18 protein-coding genes and 1 tRNA gene are annotated in these 19,133 nt (G+C 29.0%); 13 read left to right on the top strand and 6 right to left on the bottom strand.

Annotation, left to right across the window (positions count from 1 at the left end; translation table 11 throughout):
- Positions 1 to 10 precede the first annotated feature (10 nt).
- From Q0352_RS10755 to Q0352_RS10715, 9 genes are all read left to right on the top strand, one after another.
- Complete coding sequence (locus tag Q0352_RS10755; RefSeq protein ID WP_299527359.1) at positions 11 to 400, top strand: VOC family protein; 390 nt, start codon at positions 11 to 13, stop codon at positions 398 to 400.
- 113 nt (positions 401 to 513) lie between these two features.
- Complete coding sequence (locus Q0352_RS10750) at positions 514 to 990, top strand: MarR family transcriptional regulator (RefSeq protein WP_299527358.1); 477 nt, start codon at positions 514 to 516, stop codon at positions 988 to 990.
- A 207-nt stretch (positions 991 to 1,197) separates the two neighbouring features.
- A complete protein-coding gene (gene rpsU, locus Q0352_RS10745; RefSeq protein WP_299527356.1) occupies positions 1,198 to 1,392 on the top strand; it encodes a 30S ribosomal protein S21 in 195 nt (64 codons plus the stop codon).
- 1 nt (position 1,393) lies between these two features.
- Positions 1,394 to 1,843, top strand: coding sequence for a GNAT family N-acetyltransferase (locus tag Q0352_RS10740; RefSeq protein ID WP_299527354.1), 450 nt, complete (start codon positions 1,394 to 1,396; stop codon positions 1,841 to 1,843).
- A 5-nt stretch (positions 1,844 to 1,848) separates the two neighbouring features.
- Positions 1,849 to 3,252: a sodium:solute symporter gene (locus tag Q0352_RS10735; RefSeq protein ID WP_299527352.1), complete on the top strand. Its 1,404-nt coding sequence runs from the start codon at positions 1,849 to 1,851 to the stop codon at positions 3,250 to 3,252.
- Between the two features lie 17 nt (positions 3,253 to 3,269).
- Complete coding sequence (locus tag Q0352_RS10730) at positions 3,270 to 4,424, top strand: amidohydrolase (protein ID WP_299527350.1); 1,155 nt, start codon at positions 3,270 to 3,272, stop codon at positions 4,422 to 4,424.
- Positions 4,417 to 5,565 (top strand): alanine racemase, encoded by a 1,149-nt coding sequence (gene alr, locus Q0352_RS10725; protein WP_299527348.1) that lies wholly within the window; start codon positions 4,417 to 4,419, stop codon positions 5,563 to 5,565. The genes Q0352_RS10730 and alr overlap by 8 nt, the downstream gene beginning before the upstream one ends.
- Positions 5,566 to 5,567: 2 nt before the next feature.
- Positions 5,568 to 6,641 (top strand): alanine/ornithine racemase family PLP-dependent enzyme, encoded by a 1,074-nt coding sequence (locus tag Q0352_RS10720; protein ID WP_299527346.1) that lies wholly within the window; start codon positions 5,568 to 5,570, stop codon positions 6,639 to 6,641.
- 136 nt (positions 6,642 to 6,777) lie between these two features.
- Complete coding sequence (locus Q0352_RS10715; RefSeq protein WP_299527344.1) at positions 6,778 to 8,070, top strand: aminopeptidase P family protein; 1,293 nt, start codon at positions 6,778 to 6,780, stop codon at positions 8,068 to 8,070.
- 150 nt (positions 8,071 to 8,220) lie between these two features.
- On the opposite strand, the gene Q0352_RS10710 is transcribed toward Q0352_RS10715, so the two are convergent.
- A complete protein-coding gene (locus tag Q0352_RS10710; protein ID WP_299527342.1) occupies positions 8,221 to 8,832 on the bottom strand; it encodes a thioredoxin family protein in 612 nt (203 codons plus the stop codon).
- A gap of 2 nt (positions 8,833 to 8,834) precedes the next feature.
- Positions 8,835 to 9,344, bottom strand: coding sequence for a TlpA disulfide reductase family protein (locus Q0352_RS10705; protein ID WP_299527340.1), 510 nt, complete (start codon positions 9,342 to 9,344; stop codon positions 8,835 to 8,837).
- Between the two features lie 180 nt (positions 9,345 to 9,524).
- Here Q0352_RS10705 and Q0352_RS10700 point away from each other — a divergent pair, with 180 nt between their 5' ends.
- Both Q0352_RS10700 and Q0352_RS10695 read left to right on the top strand, forming a co-directional pair.
- A complete protein-coding gene (locus tag Q0352_RS10700; RefSeq protein ID WP_299527338.1) occupies positions 9,525 to 10,847 on the top strand; it encodes a S28 family serine protease in 1,323 nt (440 codons plus the stop codon).
- Positions 10,848 to 10,859: 12 nt separating this feature from the next.
- Positions 10,860 to 11,078, top strand: a complete 219-nt coding sequence (locus Q0352_RS10695) for a DUF6500 family protein (RefSeq protein ID WP_299527335.1) — start codon at positions 10,860 to 10,862, stop codon at positions 11,076 to 11,078.
- Positions 11,079 to 11,089: 11 nt separating this feature from the next.
- On the opposite strand, the gene Q0352_RS10690 is transcribed toward Q0352_RS10695, so the two are convergent.
- Complete coding sequence (locus Q0352_RS10690) at positions 11,090 to 12,193, bottom strand: DUF4407 domain-containing protein (protein WP_299527333.1); 1,104 nt, start codon at positions 12,191 to 12,193, stop codon at positions 11,090 to 11,092.
- A gap of 259 nt (positions 12,194 to 12,452) precedes the next feature.
- Here Q0352_RS10690 and Q0352_RS10685 point away from each other — a divergent pair, with 259 nt between their 5' ends.
- Positions 12,453 to 13,031 (top strand): alkylphosphonate utilization protein, encoded by a 579-nt coding sequence (locus Q0352_RS10685; RefSeq protein ID WP_299527331.1) that lies wholly within the window; start codon positions 12,453 to 12,455, stop codon positions 13,029 to 13,031.
- A gap of 98 nt (positions 13,032 to 13,129) precedes the next feature.
- On the opposite strand, the gene Q0352_RS10680 is transcribed toward Q0352_RS10685, so the two are convergent.
- Positions 13,130 to 14,518: a dipeptidase gene (locus Q0352_RS10680; protein ID WP_299527329.1), complete on the bottom strand. Its 1,389-nt coding sequence runs from the start codon at positions 14,516 to 14,518 to the stop codon at positions 13,130 to 13,132.
- Between the two features lie 124 nt (positions 14,519 to 14,642).
- On the opposite strand from Q0352_RS10680, the gene Q0352_RS10675 reads away from it, so the two are divergent.
- Positions 14,643 to 14,724: transfer RNA gene (locus tag Q0352_RS10675), tRNA-Leu, on the top strand.
- 61 nt (positions 14,725 to 14,785) lie between these two features.
- Here Q0352_RS10675 and Q0352_RS10670 read toward each other — a convergent pair.
- Both Q0352_RS10670 and Q0352_RS10665 read right to left on the bottom strand, forming a co-directional pair.
- Positions 14,786 to 15,403, bottom strand: coding sequence for a hypothetical protein (locus tag Q0352_RS10670; RefSeq protein ID WP_299527327.1), 618 nt, complete (start codon positions 15,401 to 15,403; stop codon positions 14,786 to 14,788).
- Between the two features lie 145 nt (positions 15,404 to 15,548).
- On the bottom strand, positions 15,549 to 19,016 hold the full coding sequence (locus Q0352_RS10665; protein WP_299527325.1) for a PAS domain S-box protein: 3,468 nt from the start codon (positions 19,014 to 19,016) through the stop codon (positions 15,549 to 15,551).
- Between the last annotated feature and the right edge of the window lie 117 nt (positions 19,017 to 19,133).

The following is a 19,133-nucleotide window of genomic DNA, read 5'->3' as shown; positions in this document are numbered from 1 at the left end:
TTTTAAAAATATGAAAAGAAAAATTGCACATGTTGCTTTAGTTGTTAATGATTATGATGAAGCAATTAATTTTTATGTAAATAAATTAAAATTTACGCTAGTTGAAAACACAAAGTTAGATGAACACAAACGATGGGTGATAGTGTCACCTGATGTTGACAAGAGTTCTTCAATTTTATTGGCAAAAGCTGATGGAGAAAAGCAACAAAATTTTGTAGGAAATCAATCTGGTGGTCGTGTATTCTTATTTTTAAATACGGATAATTTTGAAAAAGATTATCAAAATTTATTAGAAAATGGTATTAAGATTATTAGAGAACCAAAGGAAGAACCATATGGAACAGTAGCTGTTTTTGAAGATTTATATGGTAACCTTTGGGATTTAATTCAACCAAAATAAGTACTAAGTAAAGTTGAGTAAAAAAGTAGTAATTGAGTTGATTAAGGGAAATAAAACATTGATTAACATTAACGAATTTAAGAGTTGTTAAGTTTTTTTGGTTACTTTTGAAAATGACTTTTATTGATATTTTAATAAAATTGCGAAAAATTGTACGATCCGTTAACTTAGAAAGTAAACGAGTTGAAAAAGAGCAAGGTGTAAGTATTCCTCAATTACTATGTTTACAGTTTTTAGCTGAGCAAGAAGATTTTAGAACAAATGCAGTTAAACTTAAAGCGTTTTTAAATTTAAATGCGAGTACTATTTCTGGTATTTTAAGAAGATTAGAAAAGAAAGGGTTGGTCGCTAAACTTCCAAAAGCCTCAGATAAAAGGGTGACACTAATTTCATTAACCGCTAATGGAATGGAATTGCTTCAATCTGCACCAATAACTTTTCAACAAAAATTAAGTGAAAAACTACAAGCACTTCCTCCAGAAAAATTACAAACAATTATTGATGGAATTGATATTCTAACGAGTATAATGGAAGTTGATGAAGTTGATGCGTCGCCAATAATAACTTCTGAAGAATATCTTTCCAATTAAATAATCAGTAATATTTTACTATTTATTTTTTTTAACTCTAAATGTGTTCTATAAGAACTATATATTTATAGTGGAAATTAGTTAAAATTCATACTATAAATACTAATCATAACGTTTTTTGTTAAAATCTAATCATTAAACCTTACTTGCTATTAATAGTTTCTATAGAAACAATTTTGTATTTTAGCAGAAATCTAAAATACATATATGTTAATAATACCAGTAAAAGAAGGTGAAAATATTGATAGAGCTTTAAAACGTTATAAGAGAAAAGTAAGAAATACGAAGCTTCTAAATAATTTAAGAGAGAATAAACATTACACAAAAAAATCTGTAAAAAGAAGAAAACAAATAGGAAAAGCTTGCTATAAACAACATTTGCAAGAACAAGAAAATCAATAAGATGGACAATTTTAAAATTTACAACAAAGCATTTAAACCAACTGAACAAGAAAAGGAAGAAGTTGTTGCGTTTTTGTTTCAGCATCTACAAGAATATGGTGATAAAACAGAAGATATTAGCAAATGTTTTGATTTTGCAGTAAAGGATTCTAAGGAAGGGCTTGGTGGATTTGTATTGATTCTTCATGAAAATGGAGAAATTAATGGAATCACAATAGTTAATAAAACAGGTATGGGAGGTTTTATTCCTGAAAATATACTTGTTTATATTGCTGTTCATGAAAATGCTAGAGGTAAAGGTATTGGTAAAAAAATAATGAATAAAGCCATTGAGTTGGCTGATGGAGATATTGCATTGCATGTAGAACCAAACAATCCTGCAAAATTTTTATATGAAAAATTAGGCTTTGAAAACAAATACTTAGAAATGCGCCTTAAAAAACAACACTAAACGCCATGGCTTTTTTAGATATTGTTGTTTTTGTGGTTTACATGATCACTGTTTTAGGGATAGGGTTTTATTTTTTTAAAAAAAATGAAACTGTTAAAGACTATTTCATTGGTGGTGGTGAAATGAGCAGTTTACATGTTGGATTATCCGTTGTTGCAACAGATGTTGGAGGCGGATTTTCAATTGGATTAGGTGGACTTGGTTTTGTTATGGGAATTTCAGGTTCTTGGATGTTATTTACAGGCCTTATAGGCGCTTGGTTAAGCGCTGTTTTTTTGATTCCAAAGGTTGTGAAATTAGGTAATTTACACGGCTTTTTAACATTTCCAGAGTTTTTAAAACACAGTTACGGTACTACTGTAGCTATGGTTGCTGGTATTATTTCCTTTATTGGATATTTAGGCTTTACTTCATCCCAATTTCTGGCAGGTGCAAAATTAGCAGTTGGTACATTTCCTTCACTTGATTTGAATTCAGCTTTATTGATAATGGGAGGTATTGCCCTTATTTATACTGTTTTTGGAGGTATGAAAGCTGTAATTTACACAGACACTTTTCAATGGATAATTTTAATGGTTGGCTTAATTTTTATAGGGATTCCTTTTGCTTATAACTATTTAGGAGGTTATGAAGAGATAGTTAAAATACTTCCTCAAAAATATTTTTCATTACAAAATGTTTCATTTGTTCAAATCGTAAATTGGTTTGTAATTATAGTTCCTATTTGGTTTGTTGGAATGACACTTTATCAAAGAATATATGCTTGTAAAGATGAAAAAACCGCAAAAAAAGCTTGGTTTATAGCTGGACTTTTTGAATACCCAATAATGGCATTTATGGGTGTAATTCTTGGCTTATTTGCACGTGTAGCTGCAGCAAAAGGAGTTTTTATTTCTGATGGATTTGAAAGCGAAATTGGAATGGATCCTGAAATGGGAATGCCTTTGCTTTTAAAACATGTATTACCAGTAGGTTTAATGGGCTTGATGTTATCAGCTTATTTTTCAGCAATAATGTCTACAGCAGATAGTTGTTTACTGGCATCATCAGGTAATTTTGTAACAGATATTTTAGGTTTAAAAGAACTTAATAAAAAAACCATAAGAATTTCTCAAATTGTTACTTTTTTGGTTGGAGGAGTTGCAATTATTATTGCCACTACAATGCAAAGTGTATTAGAATTGATGTTATTATCATACTCTTTCATGGTTTCTGGACTTTTAATACCTGTTTTAGGGATATTATTATCAAAAAAAAGAAAACCTATAGCCGCTTTATCCTCAATGATAATTGGCGGATCTTCTACTTTAATTTTGACATTTATGGGCGTAGAAATCCCATATGGTTTCGACCCGATATTAGTTGGGATTTCACTATCTTTAGTAACGTATTTATTTGTTAAAAAATAAACGAGAACAAAATTATCATGATAAGTATATCAAATGTTGAAGAAATAAATTATTTAACAAACTTTAGAAAAAAATTGCATCAATTCCCTGAATTATCGGGTGAAGAGAAGCAAACAGCTGAAGCCCTTGTTGATGAGTTAAAATTATGCAATCCAACAACTATTATTACTGAACTTGGAGGACACGGTGTTGCTGCTATTTTTAAGAGCCCTTTAAAAGGTAAGACTATACTTTTTAGGGCAGAATTAGATGCTTTACCTATTCAAGAAGAAAATACATTTGAACATACATCTAAATATTCAGGAATTTCTCATAAATGTGGTCACGATGGACACGCCACTATGTTAATTGGTTTGGCAAGAATGTTAAAATTAAATCCTCTTTTAAAAGGAGAAGTTATTTTATTATTTCAACCAGCAGAAGAAAATGGAAATGGTGCAAAAGCAGTTTTAGCCGATGAAAAATTTAAATCAATTAAACCCGATTTTGTTTTTGCTTTGCATAATGTACCAGACTATGATAAAGGTACTATTATAGTAAAAAATAATTCATTTACTACTTCAGTTTCAAGTTTAAAAATTACGTTGAAAGGAAAAACTTCTCATGCTGCAGAACCAGAAAATGGTATAAATCCAGATTTAGCTTTACAAGAAATAATAGTTGCAATTAAAGGGTTGGCTGATAATAATGTTGATAGTGAAACATTTACTGTAGTAACAACGGTTTATGCTAACTTAGGATCTGAAGATTATGGTATTTCAGCAGATTATGCCGAATTGCATTTTACAATACGATGTTGGACAGCTAAGCAATTGAAAAAAATAAAAGAAATTAGTTCAACTACAGTACAAAATATTAGTAAAAAACATCAGCTGAAGCACACGTTGAATTGGATTTTTGAATTTGATTCAAATAATAATGATGACAAAGCAGTTGATTATATAGTAAAAGCAGCAAATTCCAATTCTTTTAAAGTTTTAGAAAAGCAAACCCCATTTAAATGGGGTGAGGATTTTGGAGCATTTACCCAACAATATAAAGGCGCAATGTTTGCTGTGGGTTCAGGAAAAGAAACACCAGCTTTACATAACCCAGATTACGATTTTCCTGATGAAATAACACCTTATGGAGTAAAAATGTTTCATTCAATAATCAAATTAATTCATGCATAATTCAATTATTCAAATAAGCAAATCAGCATTAAAAAATAATATAGATTTTATAAAATCATTAATTAATGAATCTGTAATCGTATCATCTGTTGTAAAAGGTAATGCTTATGGACATAGCATTATTGGAATGGTACCTATATTGCAGGAGCTTAACGTTAATCATTTTTCAGTATATAGTTCTTTTGAAGCAAAAGAAGTATTTAAAGTTGTAAAAAATGACTTTACAATAATGATTATGGGAGATATTAGCGGTAGTGATGAGGATTGGATTATTGATAACTCTATAGAATTTTATGTTTTTAACATAGGGAGATTGGAACGAATGCTTTCAAAAGCTAAGAAAATAAAGAAGGTTTTAACTATTCATATTGAGATAGAAACTGGAATGAACCGAACAGGATTTAATCAAAAGGATTGGCTTCAGATTATTCAGTTAGTGAATGCAAATAAAGATTTTATAAAAGTAAAAGGTTTATGTACTCATTTTGCAGGTGCAGAGAGTTTAAATAATTATGTTAGGGTAAAAAAGCAACAATTAGTATTTAATAAGGCAATTATTTTTTTTAAATCTCAAGAAATTATTCCACAACAAATTCACTGCTCATGCAGCGCTGCTGTTTTAGCATTTTCTAACAAAAATTATGACATGGTTAGAGTAGGAATTTTACAATATGGTTTGTGGCCAAGTAGAGAAGCTTTTATTGCATATATATCTAAACTTAATATTAATACAAATCCTTTAAAACCAGTATTAAGTTGGAAATCGTATATTATGGATATTAAACATGTGTCTAAAGGTGAATTTATTGGATATGGTAGTTCTTTTTTAGCAGAAAATGAAACTATAGTAGCTTCTGTCCCAATTGGCTATGGTTATGGATATAGCAGAAGCTTAAGTAATTTAGGAAGGGTTATTATTAATAATAATAGATATAGCGTAATAGGTACAATCAATATGAATATGTTTCTGGTAGATATAACGTCAAGTAATTCAATTGATATAAATGATGAAGTAATTTTAATTGGGTCGAGTACTGATTTAGACATCCCTTTATCTTCATTTTGTAATAATACAGATCAGCTTAACTACGAAGTTTTATCAAGAATTGATAAAGACATCCCTCGAATTATAATTAAATAATTATGGCATATATAACTTTAAACAGAAAATCATTAGCAATTAATTATAGTTATCTTCAACAATTGTTTCAAAAAAACGGTATTGAATGGGCACCTGTTTTGAAGATGCTTTGTGGAAATAAGATGTATCTTGAATTTGTTTTATCCTTAGGAAACGAACAAGTTTGTGATGCCAGGCTAACAAATTTAAAAAAAATAAAATCTATAAATCCTACTAAAGAAACCATCTATATAAAACCACCAGCAAAAAGAAGTATAAAAAATGTAGTTAAATATGCGGATGTTAGTTTTAATACAGAATTTACGACCATTAAATGGCTGTCTGAAGAAGCTATAAAACAAGATAAAATCCACCGAATTATAATTATGATAGAATTGGGTGATTTACGTGAAGGAATTTTGGGAGAGCATTTAATGGCATTTTATAAAAAAATATTTGAACTGCCTAATATTTTAGTATCAGGTATTGGAGCAAATCTAAATTGTTTGAGTGGTATAATGCCTAGTAAAGATAAACTAATTCAACTGAGTTTATATGAGCAATTGATTGAAGCAAAATTCGGAAAGAAAATTGATTACGTTTCCGGCGGATCATCCGTGATGATTCCACTTTTATTAAAAAGACAAATTCCAAAGGGGGTTAATCATTTCAGAATTGGAGAATCATTATTTTTTGGTGTTGATTTATTTACAAATAAAACAATTCCTAAAATGAAGAATGATGTTTTCTTGTTGTATGCTGAAATCATTGAAATAACAGAAAAATCTATTGTCCCTTATGGAGATATGGAAGAAAATCCATCGGGAGAAACACTTGATATTGACCCTGAAGATTACGGGAGAAATCATAGTAGAGGAATTTTAGATATAGGGCTTTTGGATATTTCTAAAACTGATTTTTTGATTCCGGTAGATAAAGAGATTTCATTTATTGGAGCAAGTTCTGATATGCTGATTGTAGATTTAAGCAGAACGAATAAAAAATATAAAGTTGGAGACTTGGTAAGCTTTAAAATGAAATACATGGGCGCTTTGCGTATTATGAATTCTGAGTATATTGAAAAGAAATTGATTTAATGTATTGCTTTATCTCTCGGTTATTAAAGATAGTATTTGAAGGGATAAAATTTACTTCAAAATTGATTTCAAAGCGAAAAAACTTCCTTAAATTTAAATTCTTTTTTGACAGATAGAATTTAATAAAAATACAATTATGCGTTACACTAAAATACCTTCATCTTTATTTATAAAAAACCGACAAAATTTTGCAGCTAAAATGGAACCTAATTCCATAGCTATTTTAACATCAAATGATATAATGCCTAATAATGCAGATGATGTTATGGGATTTGCTCAAAACAATGAATTGTTTTATTTAAGTGGTGTTGATCAGGAAGAATCAATATTGGTTTTGTATCCAGATGCTGCTTCACCTGAAAACAGAGAAATTTTATTTGTAAAAGAAACGAGTGATCTTATTAAAATTTGGGAAGGTGATAAGTTGACAAAAGAGCAAGCTTTTGAAGTTTCAGGGATTAAAAATGTAAAATGGGTTCAAGATTTTGAACTTGCATTACAATATATGGCATTTGATGCTGATACTTTTTATCTTGGACATAATGAGCATAAAAAAACATTAACAGCAGAAGTAAATACGCAGCAAGACAGAATGATAAGTTTCTGTAAAGAAAAATACCCACTTCATAATTATAAGCGCGCTGCAAAAATTGCACGTGAATTACGTCAGATAAAATCAGAAGAAGAGGTTGCTTTAATGCAACAAGCTGCAGATATTAGTGTTGGTAGTTTTATGCGTGTTTTAAAAGCTGTAAAACCAGGAATGAATGAGTTTGAATTAGAGGCTGAATTAGCATACGAACTTATTAGAAAAGGAGGAAAGCGTCATGCATTTATGCCAATAGTTGCTTCAGGTGCTAATGCTTGTGCATTGCATTACAATACAAATGATCATATTTGTAATGATGGAGATATGATACTTATGGATTTTGGTGTTTGTTATGCGAATTATAATTCTGATACTACACGTTGTTTCCCTGTAAACGGGAAGTTTAGTAAACGTCAAAAAGAAGTATATATTTCAGTTTTACATTGTTTAAAGGAAGGCTCAAAACTGATAAAACCAGGTGTATTATCAGCTGATTATGAAAAACAAATGGCTGGCTTAGTAGAAGAACAATTGATAAAATTAGGTTTGTTGAAGGCTGAAGAAATTAAAAAGCAAGATCCTTTAAATCCATTGTATAAAAAGTATTTCATGCACGGAACAGCACATCATATAGGTTTAGATGTACACGATGTTGGTTTATATACAAGGCCATTTACTGCTGGAATGGTAGTGACTTGTGAACCAGGAATTTATATTGCTGAAGAAGGAATAGGATGTCGTTTAGAGAATGATTATTTAATCACAGAAAATGGTACTCGGAATTTAACAGCAGCAATGCCGATTGAAATAGATGAAATTGAAGCAATAATGAATGCTTAAATTGAATTAATAGAGGCTTTTTAAAAGGTGCAATTTTATGTCCTAGTGAGCCTGTCGAAATATATTCAGTAATTGATATTCTAAATCAACTTCGATAGGCTTAGTTTAATAAAATGAATTTTATTCTATTTTTAAACAGTCTCTTTTACATTACTTTTTGATTGAACAACCAATTGCTTTTGTGAAATTAGGATTTGGTTTCTCACCATCAATTAAAGCATTTATAGCATCTTCAACATATTTTTCAGTAACTGCTTCGGCATCAGAATAATTGTTGTCAATTGCACCTATATATGCTACTTTTAAATCTTTACCTTCTTTGTTTAATAAAAATACGTGTGGTGTTCTTGAAGCTCCATATTGCGGATAAATATTTTGTCCGTCATCAAATAAATAAGGGAATGTAAACCCTTTCTCTTTGGCTCTTTTTTGCATAGAAATAAAATCATCACCTTTTGATATTTCTGGGTTATTAGGGTTAATTGCAATTACAGAATACCCTTTTTCTTTATAATTCTTATCCAATTCAATAATACGGTCTTCATAAGCTATAGAATAAGGACAATGGTTACAGGTAAAAATAACAATAAAGCCTTTGGCATGTTTGTAATCAGCCATTGAAACCATTTTTCCATCAATATTTTTTAATTTGAAATCAGTAGCTGTATCTCCAATTTTATAACCTTCAGATGAAGTTTTTAGTGTAAATGCAGACACAATTGTAAAAATGGTTAAAATAAAAAGTGTTTTGAATGTTTTCATAATTAATTGGTTTTAATAAATTTATTTAATTCTTTTTGCAGCAAATCAATAGTGAAAGATTGCTCATAAAATTCTCTTGAGTTCTTATTATAAATTAGTGTTGCAGGAATAGCTCCTGACCATTTTTCACTAATTTTTGGTATCCAAGTATTTTGATCGGTATCTGTCATTAAAATAACTTTAGAACGTAATTTATGTTTTTTAATGAATGGAATTAATCGAGTCTCTAGCTGATTTGGAAAATCTAAACTCACTAAAATAACTTCAACATTCTTATTTTTATAGAGTTCTCCAATTTTTTCAAAAACAGGTAATTCTTCAACACAAGGTTTACACCAAGTAGCCCAAAAGTTAATAATATACGTTTTGTTATCTTGTCTATTTAAAATAGGTTCAAGAGTTTTATAGGTATAAGATTTTACCTCTAATTCAATTTTTTTTTCTACTTGTTTATTGTCACTCTTACAGGAAACTAAGGTTATAATAAATAATGATAATACTATTTTTTTCATATATGAATTAAATATAATCAAACAAATTCATCCTATAAAAAAATTAACAAATCTTAACAACTTTACAGTTTGTTAAAACCATATTTAGTTATCATTTTTAATTAAATTAGAATGATTTAAGTTGAAAAGAATATTATATTCGTAATCTAAAATTAAAACCTAAAAAAAGGAATTTTCATTATGAAATTTTACAAGTCTTTAATTCTGTTTGTTGTTTTAAGTGTTACTATTGTTGGTTGTCGTGTTGTGAAGTTAGATCCGATTGAGATTTTAACTTTTGAACAAAAATTAGAGCAACTTTTTCCTGATGCCGAAATAACTAAAATGGATGTAAAAGATCATTTTAAAAAAGCATTTCAATTAATTTTAAATGAACCTTTAGATCACAATAATTATGATGCTGGTACATTTAAACATTATGTTTATTTGTCACATACTGATGTGAAAAAGCCTATGGTATTAATCACTGAAGGTTATAATGCGAATCCAAGTACTTATGAATTAAGTAAAATATTTAAAGGAAATCAGGTGCAGGTTGAATATCGTTTTTATGGAAAATCACGTCCAGATTCTCTTCAATGGAAATACTTGAAAAATGATAAGGCTATTGAAGATTATCATCAATTAGTAACAAAACTAAAATCGTTGTATAAAGGTAAATGGATTTCAACAGGAATAAGTAAAGGAGGTGAAACAGTTTTAATTTACAAATCCAAATATCCTTACGATGTGGATGTTGCAGTTCCTTATGTAGCTCCCTTAATTGATTCACAAGAAGATATAAGAACTGAAGAACATATTAATACAGTTGGAAGCGATGAATGTAGAGCGAAGATTATTAAACTTCAAAGGCTAATTTTAGAAAATCGTGAAGCAATTTTAAATGAAATTTCTACTTATGCAGAAGAGAAAAATATGAGTTTTACTGAACTTTCTACTGAAGAAGCTTTGGAATATGCAGTGTTAGAATTTCCATTTTCTTTTTGGCAATGGGGAGGTAATTGTGAAGAAATTCCAAGCGAAAATGCCACTGCTAAAGAATTGTTTAACTATGTAAATAGTATTGTTGGTATTAGTTTTTATAATGATAAAACTTATTACGATTTATTGCCTTCGTATTACCAACATATGACTGAATTAGGTTATTATGGCTTTGATACAACACCAGTTAAAGATTTAATTAAAGTAGTTCATGAACCTACAAACTTACGTTTTGCACCAAAAAATACAGACTTGACTTATAACCCTGATTATATAAAAGATGTTAGAAATTTTGTTGAAAATCAAGGACATAAAATACTTTATGTTTATGGCGAATATGATACTTGGGGTGCTTGTGCTCCAAATCCAAAACCTCATGTGAATGCTGTTAAAATGGTTTTAAAAGGAGGTTCTCATAGCACTAGAATTAAAGATTTTTCTACTGAAGAAAAACAACTAATTTATAACAAACTGCAAAATTGGTTAGGGTATAGTGTTACTATTTATCCTCTAGAAAATTAGTTTAATAAAGCTATGGATTTAATATTTAAACAAAAAATGATAACTATTTGTAATGATAAAATTGCAAATAAAGGGATAAATGTAGGATTGTCTTTTTATGCCTTTTTTTCCAATAAAAATGATACCCCAGATTTATTATTAGAAGTTGCGGAATGGTGGATTAAAACAAATAAATTAGACCATTTTGAAAAAGCTATTAAAATAAAAAAATTGGTAGAAGATTTAAATTAAGGATTGTTAAACTACCCAATTACATTCTTCTGGCTTTTGTAAAATGCATCTGCTTGAAATTGCATAATTTCTCGTGCTTTTTGTTTTTTATATTTGTACAATTCTTCTTCATCAGCCAAATCGTTATATATGTTTTCGTTTAAAATAGTATCAGCTTTTAAAACTTGTTCACGCTGATTTACTTTTTGTGTTACCCAAGTTTTTACTGCATTTTCTATGTCTTGTAATTTAAAATCGTACTCTCCTTTTGGAGCTATTAATTTAGCTAAAATTGGAGAAGTTTCAATAGCTAGAAATAACAAGAAGATAAAAAAGGATGGAAGCCAAGGTAAATCGTTTAAGGCGTTTATTCTTGCCATCAATCCATCAAATCCATCAATTATAGGTTGTGTTGTTGTTACTTGTGAATCCTGTTGCTTTGTGAGAACAGTTATTTGATTTTCTTTTTCTGTAATTTTTGTTTTATTTTCTATTTTTAATTGTTGTAATTCAGCTAAAGCAGCATCGTGTTTTTCTCTTTTTTCTTTATATACTGGTCCTTTTCCTAATAATTTTGTTCCTGCTGTTCCTTCGGCTTCAGAAATATACGTATCATATAAGGCATTAGATTCAGTTTCTTTTGTGACAATTTCTTGTTTTAATTGATTGATTTCGTTTTGAAAAGCAGTAATTTCAGGAGTAAATTGAGCCGCAATTTGATCTTTATTGGCGAGTGTTAATTCGTTTTTTTGTTTTAATAAAACCTGATTAATTTCTTTTTCGAAAATTTTCATTTCTAAAGGTTTAGAAATAACCACGGCAATAATAATAGCTAAAATAATTCTAGGTGTTGCTTGCCATATTTCTTTCCATTTGCTATCACTTTTTTTAATGGTTGAAACAATAAAACGATCTAAATTAAAAATTAGCAAACCCCAAACTAAGCCAAAGAATATGGCTGTTAAATAATTATCAAATACTGTATAAAGTGCATAGCTTGAAGCTATAAAAGCCATCACTGCTGTGAAAAATACAGTTCCGCCAATACCTGCATATTTAGTTTGTTCAGCTTTTGAGCTATTTTGTAATATATCGGTATCTGCGCCTGAGCACATCCAAAAGAATTGTTTAAGCATAACATAGTAGTTTGTTATGCAAATAACGTAAAATTGTAAAAAATAGTATCTTAAAGTATTCTTAAAATGGGAAGTATATTTAAATAACTGTAAATACTGTCTTTTATTGCGTTAGGGATTGTAGTGAAAAGCCCGCAGCGATAGCGAGGACTTGTAACAGAAAGCCCGACCGAAGGGAACGCCCAAAACTTATTGATTTATAAATGAGGTTGTGTCACCAATTTATTAGATGTATTATTGCAATTCTAAAATTTAATAAATGAGTATTTTAAATATATTACAAGAAAGAAGTGGGAATAAATGTGAATTGTGCGCTTCAGAAGAAAATTTAAGTATCTATAAATTGCCTCCAATGCCTGTTGGGACTGTAGATGATAGTGTATTTGCATGTGCAACTTGTATTGACCAAATTGAAAATCCGGATAATGTTGATGCAAATCATTGGCGATGTTTAAATGACAGTATGTGGAGTGAAGTTGCGGCTGTTCAGGTTGTTGCTTGGAGGATGTTAACACGTTTACGTGCAGAAGGTTGGCCTCAAGATTTGTTGGATATGCTGTATTTAGATGAGGAGAATTTAAAATGGGCGAAAGCGACAGGTGAAGGTGTTGAAGAGGAGCATAAAGTAATTCATAGAGATGTAAATGGTGTTATTTTAGAAGCAGGAGATTCGGTTGTGTTAATAAAAGATTTGAAAGTAAAAGGTTCTAGTTTGATTGCGAAGCAAGGAACGGCTGTGAGAAGAATTTCTCTTGATCGTGAAAACGAAAAATATATTGAAGGTAAAGTAGGACCAACTCAAATAGTAATTATTACAGATTACGTGAAGAAATTATAAGGTTTAAAATAGAAAGTTAAAAGCCTGTAATTTTAAAATTACAGGCTTTTTTAGTTTTATAATAAATGTGATTTCTCGAATGAACCCGAGATTAAAAATTACTTACTCATTTCTAAAAAATATTTGTAAAATAAAGGAATGGTTTCAATACCTTTTAAGTAATTAAAAATACCAAAATGTTCGTTTGGTGAGTGAATTGCATCACTATCTAAACCAAATCCCATTAAAATAATTTTACTTTTTAATTCTTTTTCAAATAGCGCCACAATAGGAATACTACCACCTGAACGTTGTGGAATAGCTGGGACTCCAAAACTTTCAGTATATGCTCTATTTGCTGCCTTATAACCAATATTATCTGTTGGAGTAACATAACCTTGCCCTCCATGATGAGGTGTTACTTTTACTGTTACCGATTTTGGTGCAATACTCTCAAAGTGTTTTGTGAATAATTCAGTAATATTTAAATTATCTTGATTTGGAACTAATCGCATAGATATTTTGGCATAAGCTTTACTTGCGATCACTGTTTTTGCACCTTCACCTGTATATCCACCCCAAATTCCGTTGACATCTAAGGTTGGGCGAATAGAATTTCTTTCGTTCGTAGTATAACCAGTTTCTCCATACACATCATCAATATTTAATGCTTTTTTGTAGGCATCTAATGAAAATGGTGCTTTTGCCATTTCGGCTCTTTCATCTAAAGATAATTCTTCAACATGGTCATAAAAACCAGGAATTGTAATATGGTTGTTAGAATCGTGTAAGGAAGCAATCATTTTTGCTAAAATATTTATTGGGTTTGCAACTGCACCTCCATATAAACCTGAATGTAAATCTCTATTTGGGCCAGTAATTTCAACTTCAACATAACTTAAACCACGTAATCCTGTAGTTATTGAAGGCTGCAAATTAGAAATCATTCCAGTATCGGAAATTAAAATAACATCATTACTTAATTTTTCTTGGTTGCGTTCTACAAACCAAGCCAAACTAGATGATCCAATTTCTTCTTCACCTTCAATCATAAATTTCACATTGCAAGGCAATTTTCCATTTACAGTCATATATTCTAATGCTTTTACATGCATATACATTTGACCTTTATCATCACAAGCACCACGCGCAAAAATTGCCCCATCAGGATGTTTTTCTGTTTTTTTGATAACTGGTTCGAAAGGTGGCGAATCCCATAATTCAATAGGATCTGCCGGTTGAACATCATAGTGACCATATACCAGCACTGTAGGTAAATTTTTGTCAATTATTTTTTCACCGTAAACTATTGGATATCCAGGAGTTTCACATATTTCTACAGTATCACAACCTGCCTTTTTAAGTGCGTTTTTTACAGCGTCAGCAGTGTTTAAAACATCTTGGCTATAGGCTGAATCTGCACTGATTGAAGGGATTTTTAGTAGTTCGATAAGTTCATTGATAAATCGGTCTTTATGTTGACTTACATATGATTTAATATTTTCCATTTAAGTATAATTTGTTTACTCAAAAATACGAAATTTTATTTGGTTTAAAATTGATAAAAAAAATATTCACTAACTACTTTGCAATTTTAAACTATTGTGTATATTTGCACCCACAATTAACTAAGCGGGCGTGGTGGAATTGGTAGACACGCCAGACTTAGGATCTGGTGCCGCAAGGTGTGGGAGTTCGAGTCTCCCCGCCCGCACGAAAAAAAAGCTTCTCATTTTGAGAAGCTTTTTTTATTTAAGGTATGGTTTTATTTAAGTTTAATAACCACCTCTACTCATTCCTTGTTGTTGTCTGCTGCCTCGCTGAGATTGTTGGCGACTTTGAATTTGCTGAGTTTGAGGAGCTTTAGGATTTAATTTTTTCAATTCTGATTCTTGGTATTTAAGCCAAGTTTTATATTGTTTTTCAGAAAGTTCTTTTTCAAAAATAGTATTTAAAGTGTTTTTTTGTAGTAGTACTTTTTCACGAATAGGCGCTAACATTCCATTTGCCTGTATTTGAGATTCTTTTATGGTACTAAAATCACGATTTAGCGTAGCTTCATTTCTTTTTTTAGTTAAATACGTACTAACATCATCAAATGTTTCAAAATTAAATGTTTTAATTTCATTTATTTTATTATTATGCTTGTTAATGGCTTGTATAACCATTGATTTTTTAGGTTCTTTTTTTATTTTCAATTTTTTAATAACTGCTTCATAATCATACATAATAATTCTTGCCATATTTTGAGGGTTCACTTTAGCTTGTGCCATTTGTGAACTTTGCCCTTGTTGTTGAGAAGAATTTCGGTTATTTCCTCTTTGTTGAGAAAAAAGTACTGTAGAAAAAGTTACTATAAATACTAGTAAAATATTGTTTTTAATTTGTTTCATTTAGTGATTTATTAAGAAAATTATCCTGTGAAAATTTAAAGATATAAAAATAAAAATATTTGAGGCAATACGTATAAAAGATTATTGCATTAACTAAACTTTAACGCAGTAACCTTTTAAATTTTTACAAAGTATTTTGATAAAGTTATGCTGATTTACTTGTTAAGTGTTTAATTAATATATCATTTAGGGTTTTTTTACTTATTGGTTTTGAAATAAAATCATTGCAACCAACCTCTATAGATTTATTAATGTCACTTGATGTTGTATATGCGGTTTGAGCTATTATGGGTAAATCTGGGTTCATTTCTTTAATGAGTTTTGTTGCTTCAAAACCATTCATATGAGGCATTTTAATATCCATTAAAACAAGGTTAATACCTGAATTATTTCTACATATTTCTACTGCTTCTATTCCATTTTTAGCATGTAAAATGGTGCAATCTAATTTTATAGAGTCACGTAATAAAGTTTCTAAAAATAAATAATTCACTTCTTCATCTTCAGCAATAAGTATTGTTGGTTTAGTCTCATTAGTTTCAAGTGTTATTTTTTCTTTAGAAATTTTAAAAATTGGATTTGTAGGTGTGTATGGAATAACAACAGTAAAAGTAGCTCCTTTTCCTTTTTTAGATTCTAAGGTGATGGTTCCGCCTAATAATTCAGAATTTTCTTTTGCAATGGATAAACCTAAGCCTAAACCACCAAATTTTTCAGAAAGCTCTTTTTCTTCTTGTGAAAAACGATCAAAAATTGTTTTTTGGTTGATTTTGTTTATTCCAACTCCTGTATCTTTTACGTAAATTTCTAGTTGTTCAGGTTTACTATTATTTAAAATATAACCAAATTCAATATAACCTTCATTAGTGAATTTAAAGGCGTTTTCTAATAGATTGCTTAGTATTTTAAATAGTTTTAATTCATCAGTTTTAATGGTGCTTTCTCCCTCTAAAAGTCCATTTTTTAAATATAAAGGTATTTTGTTTTCTTTTGCTCTTATTTCAAAAACTGAAAATAATTGAAGCAACATGGTGTTTAAACATACTTCCTTATTGTTTGCTGTTACTTGTTTTGTTCCTAGCCTTGAAATTTCTAAAATATCATCAATAACATGCATTAATTGATTTCCGCTATTTTTAATAATATTTCCAAAATATTTTCTTTTGTCTTCCGTAGTGTCTGAATCACACAATATTTGTGTAAAGCCTAGAATACCATTTAACGGTGTTCTAATTTCATGAGACATGTTGTTTAAGAACTCTGTTTTTAATTGGTCGCTTTCTTCTGCTTTTTCTTTGGCTTTTATAAGTGCTTTATTTTGCTTTTTTAATTTTTTCTCTACATTTTTAATGTCAGAAATATTAACCATTGAGACAAGTATCGTTTTATTATCTTCTAATAATATAGATTTTATAATTACAAAAACAATGCTACCGTCTCCATGAATAAATTCTGTTTCTCTAACAAATTCTTTATTGTTTGATGCTATAGATACGAGCTCTTCTTTAAAAGTTTCAAAAGATGATTCATTAAAATTTTTATTCAGACGTTTAATCAATTCTTCTTTAGATTTAGCGCCTAATAATTTTAATGTAATGTTATTTACATTTAATACTTTAATTTTTGAAATACATTCATTTACAAAATCAGGATGTTCATTTATGTAAAGTTTTATATCGTGACCTTTCTTTTTAATTTCTTCTAAAAGATAAATAACATCTGAAAAATCTTCTTCCCAAATTGAAACAGGGCTTTTTTCAAACAGATTACTATACCTATTTTTACTTTCTAAAAGCAGTCTGTTTTTTTCTGATAACTCTGAGCTAACTATATTTAATTCTTTATTTTGTTTTTTTAACAATTTTTGATTCTCTTTAAGTGCTGTAATATTTTCTTTAATTGCTAAAAAATTAATTAGTTGTCCATTCTCATTTTTTATTGGAGTTATAGTTGTTTGTTCCCAAAATAATTTTCCATTTTTGTCTTTATTCTGAAATTCTCCACTCCATACTTTTCCAGATGAAATAGTTTCCCAAAGGTTTGTATAATATTCTTTAGATTGCAGCCCTGAATTTAAAATTTTTGGATTTTTCCCTAAAACTTCTTTACTTGTATAACCTGTAATTTGAGTGAATTTTGGATTTACATATTCTATATCTCCTTGTATATTTGTAATTATAATGCTATTTGCGCTTTGTTCTACTGCTTTTAAGAGTTTTTTATTTTCTTTTTCAGCTTTTATTTTTTGGGTAATGTTATCAATAGAAATAACTGCTTTTACTTCAAGTTGATTTTTATATATATTAATTCTTAAATTTGCAATAATATCTTCTTCTTGTAGGTTTTTAAAAGTAGCCTGCCTAAAAATTTCTGATTTATTATTATAAATATCGATTAATATATTTTTATAATTTAGCAAGGTATAGCTACCTAAAATTTTATTAATATTGGTTAATAAGTGTTCTTTATTTTTAGCTTTAAATAAATCAATACAGGCATTATTTACATTTATGATACTTAAATTTGAAAAACACTCATTTAATATTTTTGAGTTTTCTTTAAAATATTTCTCAATATTTTTTATGCCAGAAGCTTTTAATTTAGAAAATATTTCGTGAGTTGCAGTAAAATCATCTTCTAAAAGTGACATTGGGTTTTCTTCAAACAATAATCTGTAATTTTGCTCTTTTACCTTTAATTCTGCATTTAAGATTTCGTAATCTTGGTTTTGCCTCAGTATTGTTTGTTCAATTTGATAGGTTTTGGTAATATCAGAAAAGATGGCTTCACCATGTATAATTTCACCGTTTTTATCTCTAACAATAGTTGTTTCATCTTTTATCCATTTTACTTCACCAAATTTTGTGATAACGCGATAAGGTTTGTGTATATATATGTTTAGCCTTTTTTCATTGTTTTTAGCCATTTCTTTTTTAACACTACCAATATCTTCTGGATGTATTATGTTTAAGTAATTAATTTTACCAGATAGAAATTCTTTTTGAGTATATCCAAAAATTTTAGAGATATTATTTGTTGTAAAATTAACGAGGTTTTTTTCTTTAGGTGTCCATTTTATAACAGCTAATTCACTTCTTTCAATGATATCTGTTAATTGGGTAAGTTTATCATTCGTGTTTTTATGCCTAGTAATATCTGTAATAATTCCTTCATAATATACGGCTTCCCCGTTTTTATCTCTTAAGATGTTTACTGTATCTTCAATCCATTTTACTTCACCAGATTTACACACAATTCTGTAAGGATTATATGCAAACGAATTGTTTTTTCTATTCTTAGCCAATTCTAACTTGTGAGTATCTAAATCATTTGGATGAATTAATTTAGCCAAAGTAATTTTATTGCTTAAAAAATCTTTAGCTGAATAACCTGAAAGGGTTTCAATATTATTGGAAATATATTTAAGGGTGTAGGTTTCAATGTTTGTTAAGTAAATTATAGACTGGCTTCCATCAATAATATTATTAACGCGCTCTAAATGTTTTATATGAATATCAATATTAGTTGCAGAGTTAACATCTGTAATTAAATTGTTATCTTCATAGTATTTAACCTTTTTCAGTAGCTCATCATAAGTTGGTTTCTCTTTCATTTGGAAACTTATTTGGTGAGTTGCTTAGTGTTTAATCTGTTTTTTTAAAAAACATATAGCAATGTACTTTTTTTTTCTAATTAATAATTGTTAAATACAATTTATTTTGAATGAATT

Origin of the sequence: uncultured Lutibacter sp., assembly GCF_937891065.1 — a bacterium.
Lineage (GTDB): Bacteria > Bacteroidota > Bacteroidia > Flavobacteriales > Flavobacteriaceae > Lutibacter.
Note: the sequence above shows the minus strand (reverse complement) of the source record. Positions and strands in the feature narration are given on the sequence as shown.

Coding starts and splice junctions, on each gene's coding strand:
- Q0352_RS10715 (WP_299527344.1), top strand. CDS start 6,778: ATGCGTTACACTAAAATACCTTCATCTTTATTTATAAAAAACCGACAA.
- alr (WP_299527348.1), top strand. CDS start 4,417: ATGCATAATTCAATTATTCAAATAAGCAAATCAGCATTAAAAAATAAT.
- Q0352_RS10680 (WP_299527329.1), bottom strand. CDS start 14,518: ATGGAAAATATTAAATCATATGTAAGTCAACATAAAGACCGATTTATC.
- Q0352_RS10720 (WP_299527346.1), top strand. CDS start 5,568: ATGGCATATATAACTTTAAACAGAAAATCATTAGCAATTAATTATAGT.
- Q0352_RS10750 (WP_299527358.1), top strand. CDS start 514: ATGACTTTTATTGATATTTTAATAAAATTGCGAAAAATTGTACGATCC.
- Q0352_RS10740 (WP_299527354.1), top strand. CDS start 1,394: ATGGACAATTTTAAAATTTACAACAAAGCATTTAAACCAACTGAACAA.
- Q0352_RS10685 (WP_299527331.1), top strand. CDS start 12,453: ATGAGTATTTTAAATATATTACAAGAAAGAAGTGGGAATAAATGTGAA.
- Q0352_RS10665 (WP_299527325.1), bottom strand. CDS start 19,016: ATGAAAGAGAAACCAACTTATGATGAGCTACTGAAAAAGGTTAAATAC.
- Q0352_RS10670 (WP_299527327.1), bottom strand. CDS start 15,403: ATGAAACAAATTAAAAACAATATTTTACTAGTATTTATAGTAACTTTT.
- rpsU (WP_299527356.1), top strand. CDS start 1,198: ATGTTAATAATACCAGTAAAAGAAGGTGAAAATATTGATAGAGCTTTA.
- Q0352_RS10705 (WP_299527340.1), bottom strand. CDS start 9,344: ATGAAAAAAATAGTATTATCATTATTTATTATAACCTTAGTTTCCTGT.
- Q0352_RS10735 (WP_299527352.1), top strand. CDS start 1,849: ATGGCTTTTTTAGATATTGTTGTTTTTGTGGTTTACATGATCACTGTT.
- Q0352_RS10690 (WP_299527333.1), bottom strand. CDS start 12,193: ATGCTTAAACAATTCTTTTGGATGTGCTCAGGCGCAGATACCGATATA.
- Q0352_RS10695 (WP_299527335.1), top strand. CDS start 10,860: ATGGATTTAATATTTAAACAAAAAATGATAACTATTTGTAATGATAAA.
- Q0352_RS10710 (WP_299527342.1), bottom strand. CDS start 8,832: ATGAAAACATTCAAAACACTTTTTATTTTAACCATTTTTACAATTGTG.
- Q0352_RS10700 (WP_299527338.1), top strand. CDS start 9,525: ATGAAATTTTACAAGTCTTTAATTCTGTTTGTTGTTTTAAGTGTTACT.
- Q0352_RS10755 (WP_299527359.1), top strand. CDS start 11: ATGAAAAGAAAAATTGCACATGTTGCTTTAGTTGTTAATGATTATGAT.
- Q0352_RS10730 (WP_299527350.1), top strand. CDS start 3,270: ATGATAAGTATATCAAATGTTGAAGAAATAAATTATTTAACAAACTTT.